At 73.3% G+C, this 11259-nt stretch carries 9 protein-coding genes; 5 read left to right on the top strand and 4 right to left on the bottom strand.

What is annotated here, in order from left to right; translation table 11 throughout:
* The first annotated feature begins 188 nt into the window (after positions 1-188).
* Both ACIGYR_RS33270 and ACIGYR_RS33265 read left to right on the top strand, forming a co-directional pair.
* Positions 189-869 (top strand): SigE family RNA polymerase sigma factor, encoded by a 681-nt coding sequence (locus tag ACIGYR_RS33270; protein WP_399606459.1) that lies wholly within the window; start codon positions 189-191, stop codon positions 867-869.
* A 143-nt stretch (positions 870-1012) separates the two neighbouring features.
* On the top strand, positions 1013-2083 hold the full coding sequence (locus ACIGYR_RS33265) for a hypothetical protein (protein ID WP_399606461.1): 1071 nt from the start codon (positions 1013-1015) through the stop codon (positions 2081-2083).
* A 60-nt stretch (positions 2084-2143) separates the two neighbouring features.
* Here ACIGYR_RS33265 and ACIGYR_RS33260 read toward each other — a convergent pair whose 3' ends face one another.
* Both ACIGYR_RS33260 and ACIGYR_RS33255 read right to left on the bottom strand, forming a co-directional pair.
* Positions 2144-2935, bottom strand: a complete 792-nt coding sequence (locus ACIGYR_RS33260) for an SURF1 family protein (protein ID WP_399606463.1) — start codon at positions 2933-2935, stop codon at positions 2144-2146.
* 43 nt (positions 2936-2978) lie between these two features.
* Positions 2979-3143, bottom strand: coding sequence for a hypothetical protein (locus tag ACIGYR_RS33255; RefSeq protein WP_399606465.1), 165 nt, complete (start codon positions 3141-3143; stop codon positions 2979-2981).
* Between the two features lie 65 nt (positions 3144-3208).
* Here ACIGYR_RS33255 and ACIGYR_RS33250 point away from each other — a divergent pair, with 65 nt between their 5' ends.
* Positions 3209-5044 carry a S9 family peptidase gene (locus ACIGYR_RS33250; protein ID WP_399606467.1) on the top strand — a complete coding sequence of 612 codons (1836 nt, stop codon included), beginning with the start codon at positions 3209-3211 and terminating at the stop codon, positions 5042-5044.
* 154 nt (positions 5045-5198) lie between these two features.
* Here the strand turns inward: ACIGYR_RS33250 and ACIGYR_RS33245 are convergent, their stop codons facing one another.
* Positions 5199-7019 (bottom strand): NAD-binding protein, encoded by a 1821-nt coding sequence (locus ACIGYR_RS33245; RefSeq protein ID WP_399606470.1) that lies wholly within the window; start codon positions 7017-7019, stop codon positions 5199-5201.
* Positions 7020-7177: 158 nt separating this feature from the next.
* Between ACIGYR_RS33245 and ACIGYR_RS33240 the strand changes: the two genes are divergently transcribed.
* Together ACIGYR_RS33240 and ACIGYR_RS33235 are read left to right on the top strand one after the other, a co-directional pair.
* Entirely contained in the window at positions 7178-8197 is a 1020-nt protein-coding gene (locus ACIGYR_RS33240) for a permease (RefSeq protein WP_391847644.1), read from the top strand.
* On the top strand, positions 8194-8910 hold the full coding sequence (locus ACIGYR_RS33235; RefSeq protein ID WP_399606473.1) for a TIGR03943 family putative permease subunit: 717 nt from the start codon (positions 8194-8196) through the stop codon (positions 8908-8910). The genes ACIGYR_RS33240 and ACIGYR_RS33235 overlap by 4 nt, the downstream gene beginning before the upstream one ends.
* Positions 8911-8943: 33 nt before the next feature.
* Here ACIGYR_RS33235 and ACIGYR_RS33230 read toward each other — a convergent pair whose 3' ends face one another.
* Positions 8944-11010 carry an NAD(+) synthase gene (locus tag ACIGYR_RS33230; protein WP_399606475.1) on the bottom strand — a complete coding sequence of 689 codons (2067 nt, stop codon included), beginning with the start codon at positions 11008-11010 and terminating at the stop codon, positions 8944-8946.
* Between the last annotated feature and the right edge of the window lie 249 nt (positions 11011-11259).

The following is an 11259-nucleotide window of genomic DNA, read 5'->3' as shown; positions in this document are numbered from 1 at the left end:
ACCCTTGCGGGACCTGGGGACGTGATGATCCTGGCGTGGGGACGCCGTGATCGGGGCGTGGGGACGCCCGTTCAAATGGGACATAAGGGAAGAGCGGGGCGCATGTCGGCACTTGAGGCACCGTCGATCGTCGCACATGTGACGTCCGGCACGTACAACCCTCAAGGGGGGAAGCGTGTCCAACTGGCGTGGCAGAGGTACTCGAACTCAGTGTGGCCCGTGGCGGCACGGCACTGCGGCCCCGCGCAGGGCTCCGGCCCCGCACGGCCGGCGGCATGCCGGTGATCGCGCCCATGCCCGCAGCGCGGCCCGCCCGCATACCCAGTCAGCGCGACGGCGTCGAGGAACCCGCGGGTGCCGTGGCGACCGAGGCCGTCGGGACCACCGTCGACCACCTCACCGAGACCTACCGGGCGCACTACCGCTCGTTGCTCGGTCTCGCCGCGCTCCTCCTCGACGACACCGCCTCCTGCGAGGACGTCGTCCAGGAGGCGTTCATCCGCGTCCACTCGGCCCGCAAGCGCGTCCGTGACCCCGAGAAGACCCTCGCCTACCTGCGGCAGACGGTCGTCAACCTCTCCCGGTCCACGCTGCGTCGGCGCATCCTCGGCCTGAAGCTGCTCTCCAAGCCGATGCCCGACATGGCGAGCGCGGAAGAGGGCGCCTACGACCAGCTGGAACGCCGGGACCTCATCAAGGCGATGAAGGGCCTGCAGCGCCGCCAGCGCGAGGTCCTCGTGCTGCGCTACTTCGCGGACATGACCGAGGCTCAGGTCGCCGAGACGCTCGGCATATCCCTGGGCTCGGTGAAGGCGTACGGCTCGCGGGGCATCGCCGCGCTGCGGGTGGCCATGGAGCAGACGGTATGAGCGGCAACGCCGAAGGGGGCGATTCCCATGACGGTCACTCCCCTGAGCACCACTCCCCTGAACGTCGCCCGTCCCGCGCCCGGCACGAGCCGACGGGGCGTCACGGGCAAGAGCACACGCAATCGCACGCTGGGAACGGAACTGTGAACCACGGCCCCGACGACAAGGGCCCTGAGGCGCTCGGCCCGGGTATCGACGGACTCGGCTCGGACGAGCTGGGTCTGCGCAGCCTGCTGCACTCGGCGGTAGACGGCATCGAACCGCGCTCCGGCACGCTGGAGCATCTGCGCCGGGCCGTTCCCGCGCGCCGTGCCCGCAAGCGGCAGGCGGTGGTCGGCATGGCCGCGGCGGCCCTGTTCATCGGCACCGCGATCCCCGCCCTCGTGCATGTCTCCCAGGCCGGCGGTACCGACCCCAACACCGCGATGGCCGGCCAGTCCTCCGAGGCGCAGGGCGGCACCGGCCAGACCAAGGACCAGGGCACCGACAAGGGCGGCCGGCAGGACCCCGGGGGTGCGACGGTCCCGCCCGGCAAGGATCCCGGCAAGCACGACGAGAAGATCGACAAGGGCGGCCACAGCGGCACCGCCCCCGGCAGCGTCAACCCCTCCGCGACCCTGGCCGCGGGTGCCCCGCTGTGCACGGCGATCGAGCTGGGCTCCGCCACCGGCACCGTGAACGCCCCCGACTCCGCGGGGGTCGTCTACGGCAGCTTCCGCGTCACCAACATCTCCGAGGCGGCCTGCACGGTCGGCGGCCCGGGCAGTGTCACGCCCACGGCCCAGGGCGCCGCCGACCAGTCCAAGGTCACCGCCGTCCGGCACGTGGCCGGGGACGCGGCGGCCTCCCTGCCCGACCCGTCCCTCGAGGTCTCCACGCTGGTCCTCCAGCCCGGCGCGGCGTACGAGGAGAGGTTCGCCTTCGTGCCCTCGGAGACCTGTCCCACCACCGGCGGCGGCAGCACGGGCGACACCGGCACGGGCGCCCCTTCGCCGGACCCGACGCCGACCCAGGAAGCGAGTGACTCCGGCGGTACGGCCGACACCACCGGCGCGGCGGGCACCACGACCCAGCTGGTCACCGAGGACGGCACGGCCGACGGCAGCATCGCGGTCACCCACACGGCCCAGGGCGGCGCCCCGGCGGCGACGGCGGTGGTACCGGGGGCATGCGCGGGGACGGTCTACTACACCGGGGTGCTGGCGGGGGTGTAGCGCTCCGCGGGGGTACGGCCGACCGGGCGCGGCCCTTTCCGGGATGCTGCCGGTGCGGGGTCAGCCGCTCGGGACCGGTGTCTGTTCCGAGCCCTCCGGCACCAGGCCCAGCGCGGCGTCCCGCTGGAACTCCACCTCCCGGCGCAGCAGCCGGAACCACATGAACACCACGAAGCCCGCGAACACGAACCACTCCCCGGTGTAGCCGAGGTTCTGGAACGCCTTCAGGTCCAGCCCCGAACCCTCCGGCGCACTCGCGGGTACGGCCTTCATCCCGGCGTCGCCCTTGTCCAGCGTCACCCACGCGTCGTACAGCCGGTACGGCACCAGGTTGACCAGTGACGCCGAGCTGATCGCCGCCGTCTGTCCGGCGGGCAGCCCGCCCGCGGCGCTGACCCCGTTGTCCCCCGGCGTCTCGGACGCCTGCAGCGCGCCGGTGACGGTGACCTCACCGGTCGGTGCGGCGGGAGCCCTGGCGGAGTCGGCCGTACCCGGCAGCCAGCCGCGCACCACGGGCAGCGCCTTGCCGGAGTCGGTGCGCAGCAGGGTGAGGACGTAGAAGCCGCGCTTGCCGTCCAGCTCCCGTCCGGGCACGAGCAGCTGCTCGCCGTACCGCCCGCTGGCGGTGACCCGCCGCCCCGAGGTGTTCTTGTCGACGGGCAGCATGCTCCGCAGTGGACGCGCGGCCTCGTCCTGACCGGACGCGGCCTGCTCGCTCGCGGCACGATGGTCCTGCACCCGGCCCTCGAACCGGCTCAGCTGCCATGACCCCATGAAGATGCAGAACGGGATGGCGAGCAGCACGAAGACGTTGATGCCCCACCAGCGGGGTGTCAGCAGAAAGCGGTACACGCCCTCCACGGTACGGCGCCCGCACCGGCGGATCGGCCGCGGGTCAGTCCTTGCCCGCCGTGCTCACCGGGCGCTGGCAGGTCAGCGGGACGCGCGGATGGTCCCCCGGTGAGCGGTGGTGGCCGTCGCGCACCTCGAAGTGCGCGGAGCGCGGGAAGAACGACACGTCGTGCTCGTGCGGGAACCCGGTGATCCGGAAGTTATCCACAGCCTGCGTACAGCGGCACCCCGATTGCCGGCGCGGCCAGGCAATATGGGCGCATGACTGGGGCCATGAGTGAGAGCAGGATGCCGGACACATCGGACATGCCGAACTGGGAGAAGCGCTTCCGGGCGCCGCGGGTGTCGCTGCCCGACTGGGCGGAGGACGCGCCGGACCGCTCCCTGTTCGTGTCGAACGCGACGGGGACGTACGAGCTGTACGCCTGGGACCGCGCGACGGGCGAGCAGCGGCAGGCGACGGACCGGCCGAACGGCACGACGGACGGCGTGCTCTCCCCGGACGGCGCGTGGATCTGGTGGTTCGACGACAAGGACGGGGACGAGTTCGGGATCTGGCGCCGCCAGCCCTTCGCGGGCGGCGCGGACGAGCCGGCCGTGCCCGGTCTCGCCCCGTCCTATCCGGCCGGTCTCGCCCTGTCGCGCGACGGCCGCACGGCGGTCGTCGGCCGCTCCACGGACGAGGACGGCACGACCATCCACCTGGCGCGTGCGGGCGCGGACCCGGTGGAGATCTACCGGCACCGCGAGTCGGCGGGCGTCGGTGACCTCTCGCACGACGGCTCCCTGATCGCCGTCGAGCACACCGAGCACGGCGACGCCATGCACGCCGCCCTGCGCGTGCTCCGCCCGGACGGCACGACGGTCGCCGAGCTGGACGACACCAAGGGCGGCACCGAGGAGCTGGGCCTGGAGGTGCTGGGCTTCGCTCCGGTCGACGGCGACACCCGGCTGCTCATCGGGCACCAGCGCCGGGGCCGCTGGGAGCCGCTGGTGTGGGACCTGGCGACCGGCGAGGAGAAGGATCTGGCCCTGGACCTGCCGGGTGACGTCAGCGCCGAGTGGTGTCCGGACGGCTCGGCCCTGCTCATCGCCCACAGCTTCGAGGGCCGCAGCGAGCTGTTCCGGTACGACCTGGCGGCCGGTGAGCGGACCCGCGTCCCCACCCCGCCGGGCACGGTGTCCGGCGCGACGGCCCGCCCCGACGGCAGCGTGGAGTACCTGTGGTCGTCGGCCGCCGAGCCCCCGGTGGTGCGTTCCACGACCGGCGGTGTGGTGCTGGATCCTCCGGGCATGACGTGCCCGCCCTCGGTGCCGGTGGAGGACGTCTGGGTGGAGGGCCCCGGCGGTCGCATCCACGCTCTGATCCAGAAGCCGGCGGGCGCCACGGGCCCCCTCCCCACCGTCTTCGACCTGCATGGCGGCCCGACGTGGCACGACAGCGACTCCTTCGCGGCGGGCCCGTCCGCCTGGGTCGACCACGGCTACGCGGTGGTCCGCGTCAACTACCGCGGCTCCACCGGTTACGGGCGCGCCTGGACCGACGCCCTCAAGCACCGGGTGGGGCTGATCGAGCTGGAGGACGTGGCCGCGGTGCGCGACTGGGCGGTCTCCTCCGGACTCGCCGACCCGGCCCGCCTGATCCTCACGGGCGCCTCCTGGGGCGGGTACCTCACCCTGCTCGGCGTCGGCACCCAGCCGGACGCCTGGGCGCTGGGCATCGCGGTGGTGCCGGTCGCGGACTACGTCACCGCGTACCACGACGAGATGGAGGCGCTGAAGGCCATGGACCGCACCCTGCTGGGCGGCACCCCGGAGGAGGTCCCGGAGCGCTTCGAGGCGTCCTCCCCGCTGACGTACGTCGACCGGGTCAAGGCGCCGGTCTACATCTCGGCGGGCGTCAACGACCCGCGCTGCCCGATCCGCCAGATCGACAACTACGTCAAGAGACTGGAGGCCCGGGGCGCGGTCCACGAGGTGTACCGGTACGACGCGGGGCACGGCTCACTGGTGGTGGAGGAGCGGATCAAGCAGGTGAGACTGGAACTGGACTTCGCAGAACGGCACCTGCCTCTCCACCCCACCCTCCCAGCCGGCCGAACCCACTGACTCCGGCCCGCCCTCCCGGCCACCCGGGCCGACTGCCTCCCCGGGCGGCCCTCCCAGCCGCCCGAGCCGGGTGCCTTCGCGGGTGGCCTTTGAGCTGACCGAGCCGGGTGCGTGGGCGGGGCGGGGGGGTCAGGGGGCGGAGCTCCCTGGGGGCTCACCGCAACTCCGCGAGCCCCCTGCGAGTAGCGGCGACGACAACCCTGTCCCCTCTCGACAGCACATGGTCGGCAGGGGTGTCGGTCCGCCCCTCCAGCGCCAGAACCCGCCAGGCCCCGGCCCGGAACGCCTCCCCCACGGTCCGCCCCTCCAGCTGGGGATGCCTGTCCACGTCGACCGCGGCGAACAACAGCACCCTGCGCTCCACGGCGACCGCCCCCAGTACCTGCCGTCCCAGCATCGCCCCGGCGAACGCGGGCGCGGCCAGGTGGGTGACGCTCCGGCTCCGGGTCAGCGCGTGCGGGTACGCGGCCCGGAGGGTGCGGTACACGGCGGTGGCGAAGTCGTCGTCGTACAGCCGCAGCACCACGCGCAGATCGGGCCGTACGGTCCGCGCGTACAGCACGGCCTCCAGGTTGGTGGTGTCCGCGCTGGTCACCGCGAGCAGCGTGCGGGCCCGGTGGATCTGGGCGGCCTCCAGGACACCTTCCTGGGTGACGTCCCCGAGCACCACCGGCACCCGCAGCCGGCGGGCGGTGGCGAGACCCCGGGCCTCCGGGTCGGACTCGACGCACACCACGGGGATGTTCAGCTCCCGCAGCCGGGTCAGCACGCGGGTGCCGATCTTGCCCAGTCCGAGCAGCACCACATGCCCGCTCAGACCCCGTGGCGGCCTGCGCAGGCCGGAGGCGGTGCGGAAGGTGCCGTACGCCTCCAGGGCGGCGGCCAGCAGCACCGGCAGGAGCAGCAATCCGAGGAGCGCGGAGAGGAGTTGCAGGAGCTGCCGGCCGGGCGATGCCCCGAGAGCCGGGTCGTCGATCGCGAAGAGGTCGAGGAGGGTGACGTAGAAGGCGCGCAGCGGGTGGATGCCGGTCACCAGCCACAGGGCGACGGCGAGGCCGACCACGCAGCCGGCCAGGCCGGCCAGGGACCAGCGCAGCCGCCGGGAGAAGAGGGAGGCGAGCGGCATGACGCCGGTCATCCGGCGGCTGGGCGCGGCGGACCGCGTACCGGCCGCGGAGGAGACCTGTTCCAGGACCACGGCGTGCCGTCCGGCGGCCTGCCGTACCTCCTCGTCGTCGGGCAGCAGCCGCGGCTGCTGTTCCCCGCCGCCGTCCGGATCGCCGCCCGACAGCAGGGCGAGGGTGCACAGCCCGCCGGTGCCGGGCCCGTCCGCGGACAGCGGCCGTTCCACGGCCCGCAGCAGCAGGCCGTCGGTCTGGACGACCTTGCTGGTGCCGGCGACGGCGGTGGCGGCCAGCGCGGGCGCGGCCGTGTCGGCGTCGGACAGCACGGTCGTGGAGGTCTCGGTGCCGGTGCCAGGCCCGTCCTCCTCGTCCCCGGCGGCCAGCGTGGCGGCCTGGTCGAGGAGTTCCTCGATGTGCTGGCCCAACCGCCGGTTGTAGAGCCGCAGCACGAGCCGCAGCCGGGGGTTGAGCCGGCGGGCGGTCAGCGCGGCCCGGATGTTGGTCTCGTCGTCGTCGTACACGAGGGCCAGGGCGGTGGCCCGTGCCACCCCGGCCTCGGCGAGCACCGCCTCGGTCGGTTCGGTGGCCTCCAACGTTCCCTCGATGTCGTCGCGTTGGCCGTCCGCAACTCCGGAGGGCGCCCCGGCCATGCCGGTCCGGCCGACGGAGCCCACCGCGGCGCTGACCACGCGGTCGAACAGTGCCGCCGAGGCGGCCCGGGCCCGTCCGACCACGGGGGGCCGGGCGGTGCGGCCGTTCGGCGGTACGACGAGGGTGACCTGTTCGCCGTGGACCCCGCGCAGCTCGGCGGCCAGCCGGTGCGCGAGTCCGTCGTCACCGCACACCACCATGTGCGCCTGCGGGGACCCCGGCCCCCCTTGATACGGAACGCTCGCCACAAGGGAAAAGAGTGGCCCAAGGAGTCGCGTGGTTCCAGCAATGGCTGAACACCCGTGCCGGGGCCCGCGTACGGAGGGGGAGGGAGAGCAGCAGCCGGAGGTAACCAGCCGTGGCCATCACCGAAGACGCACCGCCGGGTGCGGACGTACGACGTCCCGAGTCCCCGCCCGGCCGTGCGGGCAGGCGGCTCAGCTCCCCGCTGGTGCTGACGCTCACCCTGATGTCGGCGGTGCTCGCCCAGTCCCCGATCCGCGGGCTGCTCGGTTCCCCGGCCATGCAGAGCTGGATGACGGTGTTCGTGGCGGTGACCGTGCAGGCGCTGCCTTTCCTGGTGCTCGGGGTGCTGCTGTCGGCGGCGATCGCGGTGTTCGTCCCGGCGTCCTTCTTCGCGCGCGCCCTGCCGCGCCGGCCCGCCCTGGCCGTGCCGGTGGCGGGGTTCGCGGGCGCGGTGCTGCCGGGCTGCGAGTGCGCGTCGGTTCCGGTGGCGGGCGCGCTGGTCCGCCGGGGCGTGCCCCCGGCCGCCGCCCTCGCCTTCCTGCTCTCCGCGCCCGCGATCAACCCGGTGGTGCTGACCGCCACCGCGATCGCCTTCCCCGGGCACCCGGAGATGGTCCTGGCCCGGTTCCTGGCGAGCCTGCTGGTGGCCTGTGCGATGGGCTGGCTGTGGCAGCGGCTGGGCCGTACGGACTGGCTGCGCCCGCCGGTCCACGGCGCGCACGAGGCCGCAGGCAAGGGGGAGGCGTTCTGGGGCTCGGTCCGGCACGACGTCATGCACGCCGGTGGTTTCCTGGTGCTCGGCGCGGCGGCCGCGGCGACGCTGAAGGCGGCGGTCCCGGCGGGCTGGCTGGGCACGGCGGCGGGCATTCCCGTGGTCTCGGTGCTCGCCCTCGCCGTGCTGGCGGTCCTGCTGTCCATCTGCTCGGAGGCGGACGCGTTCGTCGCGGCCTCCCTCACCCAGTTCTCCCCGACGGCCAAGCTGGTGTTCCTGGTGGTGGGCCCGATGATCGACCTCAAGCTGTTCGCGATGCAGGCCGGTACCTTCGGCCGCGGCTTCGCGCTCCGGTTCGCGCCCGCCACCTTCGCGCTGGCCGCCCTGGGTGCCGTGCTGACCGGGGCGGTGCTGCTGTGAACCGTCACGCGCAGGCGGCCGTCCTGTTCCTGCTCGGCGCCGCCCTGCTGCACGCCGGTGCCACCGATCTCGCCCTGCGCTATGTGAAGGCGGGGCTGCGCCCGCTGCTGCTGGTATCGGGCGCTGTGCTGATCGCGGCGGCCCTGGCGACGGTCTGGTACGAGCGCCGGCGCGGTCGGCGGGGCGGGGCCCAGGGGCATGCGCACCCCGAACCCCGCGTCTCCTGGCTGCTGTTGCTGCCGCTCCTCGCCCTCATCCTGGTCGCGCCGCCGGCCCTCGGCTCGTACAGCGCCCTGCGCTCCGGTACGGCCCTGCAGAAGCCGTACGGCTACGGCCCGTTGCCCGCCGGCGACCCGGTCCCGCTCTCCGTCGTCGACTACGCCTCCCGCGCGGCCTACGGCCACGGCCGCTCCCTGCACGGCCGGCCCGTCCGGGTCACCGGCTTCCTCGCCCTGGACCACTCGGGCACGCCCTACCTGGTCCGCATGGCACTCAACTGCTGTGCCGCGGACGCCCAGCCGGTGAAGATCGCGCTGACCGGGCAGCTGCCGCCGGTCCTCCGGCCGGACGCCTGGCTGGAGGTGACGGGCGGTTACGCGCCCGGTCTGACCCGCGACCCGGTCAACAACGGCCCGGTCCCGTACCTGAAGGTCACCTCCGCGAGGCCGGTTCCGGTGCCGCACGACCCGTACGACGAGACCTGGAACAACTGAGCGCGCCGAGCGCGGGCCTGCCGTACCGGGCGCCTACGCCCGGGTCTGTGTCTCCGGCAGGTCGAAGCGGCCGAGGTCCTTGAGCCACGCCTCGGCGTTGCCGTCGGACGGGGCACGCCAGTCGCTGCGCGGGGAGAGGGAGCCGCCGGCCGAGACCTTGGGCCCGTTCGGCATGGCCGAGCGCTTGAACTGCGAGAAGGCGAAGAAGCGGCGGCAGAACACCTCCAGCCAGTGCCGGATCTCGGCCAGGTCGTACGAGCCCCGGTCGGCCTCGGGGAAGCCGGGCGGCCAGGCCCCGGCCCGCGGGTCGTGCCAGGCGTGCCAGGCCAGGAAGGCGATCTTCGACGGCCGGAAGCCGTAGCGCAGCACGTGGAAGAGGGTGAAGTCGTGCAGCGCGTACGGGCCGATCTTCGACTCGGTGGACTGCATCTCCTCGCCCGGGACCAGTTCGGGGCTGATCTCGGTGTCCAGGATCGCGGCCAGGATCTTGCCGGTCTCCTCGTCGAACTGCTCGCTGCTGATGACCCAGCGGATCAGGTGCTGGATCAGCGTCTTGGGCACGCCGGAGTTGACGTTGTAGTGGCTCATCTGGTCGCCGACGCCGTACGTGGACCAGCCGAGCGCCAGCTCGGAGAGGTCGCCGGTGCCGAGGACGATGCCGCCGCGCTGGTTGGCGAGCCGGAACAGGTAATCGGTGCGCAGGCCGGCCTGCACGTTCTCGAAGGTGACGTCGTAGACCGGCTCGCCGGAGGCGAACGGGTGGTCGATCTCCTTGAGCATGAGCCGGGCGGTCGGCGTGATGTCCAGTTCGGCGGCCGTGACGCCGAGGGCGCGCATCAGCTTGTGGGCGTTGTCCTTGGTGTGGTCGCTGGTGGCGAAGCCCGGCAGGGTGAAGGCCAGGATGTCGCTGCGTGGCCGGCCCGCGCGGTCCATCGCCCGGGCGGCGACGATCAGCGCGTGCGTGGAGTCCAGACCGCCGGACACGCCGATGACGACCTTGGGGCCGCCGATCGCGGCCAGCCGCTGCTGGAGCCCGGCGACCTGGATGTTGTACGCCTCGTAGCAGTCGAGGGCGAGCCGCTCGGGGTCGGCGGGCACGAACGGGAACCGCTCGACGCGCCGCCGCAGCCCGAGGTCGGTGAGGGGCGGGTCCAGCTCGAAGGAGACCGTCCGGAAGTCGCCGGTACGCGCCCCGTGCGCCCGGCGGTTGTCGTCGAAGGTGCCCATCCGGTGCCGCTCCTGCCGCAGCAGGTCCAGATCGACGTCGGCGACCGCGTACTGGTCACCGAGCGGGAAGCGGTCGCTCTCGGCCAGCAACACCCCGTTCTCGTAGATCATGGTCTGTCCGTCCCAGGACAGGTCCGTGGTGGACTCGCCCAGTCCGGCCGCCGCGTAGACGTACGCGGCCAGGCAGCGGGAGGACGCCGAGCGGCACAGCAGCTTGCGGTCCTCGGCGCGGCCGACCGTGATCGGGCTGCCGGAGAGGTTGATCAGCACGGTCGCCCCGGCGAGTGCGGCCTCCGCGCTCGGCGGCACCGGCACCCACATGTCCTCACAGATCTCGGTGTGCAGCACGAGCCCGGGCACGTCCTCGGCCGCGAACAGCAGGTCCACGCCGAACGGCACCTCCGTGCCCGCGACCCGGATGGTCCCGCCCCGCTCGTCGTGGCCGTCGGCGATCTGCCGGCGCTCGTAGAACTCCCGGTAGTTCGGCGGATACGACTTCGGTACGACACCGAGGACGCGGCCCCGGTGCACGATCACCGCGCAGTTGTAGATCCGGTGGCGGTGGCGCAGCGGGGCGCCGACGACCAGCACCGGCAGCAGGTCGGCCGAGCCGGCCACGACCGTCCGCAGCGCGGTCTCGACCTGGTCGAGCAGCGCGTCCTGGAGCAGCAGGTCCTCGATGGAGTAGCCGCACAGGCCCAGCTCGGGGAAGACGGCGACGGCGACGCCCTCGTCCGCGCACCGGCGCGCCTGGCGCAGGACCGCCTCGGCGTTGGCATGCGGGTCGGCGATGACGGTGTGGCCCGTGCACGCGGCGACGCGTGCGAAGCCGTGCTGATAGATCGACCAGAAGTTCAACGGGGCTTCCTTCATGATTCAACAGACCGCACGGACGAAGCGAATCTCCTCCAGGGGAAAGCCTAGATCCCTGCCGACCGACGCCCCGAACCCGGCCACGTACTCGCCCCCGCCTGAGTACGTCAACCCTGTCCGGCACCGGCTGACATCCCGGGCCGCGGTCCTCACGGCCGGCACCGCGGGCCCGCTGTCCTCACCGGGCGGCGTCGGCCGGCACCTCGGGCCCGCCGTTCTCGCCGGGGCCGTAAGGGACCCGTCAAAGCC

This window comes from Streptomyces sp. NPDC053076, from assembly GCF_044546845.1.
Classification (GTDB): Bacteria; Actinomycetota; Actinomycetes; order Streptomycetales; family Streptomycetaceae; genus Streptomyces.
This window is presented reverse-complemented; position numbering and strand designations above follow the sequence as displayed.

Excerpts from the sequence above, each read along its gene's own strand:
- ACIGYR_RS33250 (WP_399606467.1), top strand. The coding sequence starts at position 3,209 with ATGAGTGAGAGCAGGATGCCGGACACATCGGACATGCCGAACTGGGAG.
- ACIGYR_RS33230 (WP_399606475.1), bottom strand. The coding sequence starts at position 11,010 with ATGAAGGAAGCCCCGTTGAACTTCTGGTCGATCTATCAGCACGGCTTC.
- ACIGYR_RS33245 (WP_399606470.1), bottom strand. The coding sequence starts at position 7,019 with ATGGTGGTGTGCGGTGACGACGGACTCGCGCACCGGCTGGCCGCCGAG.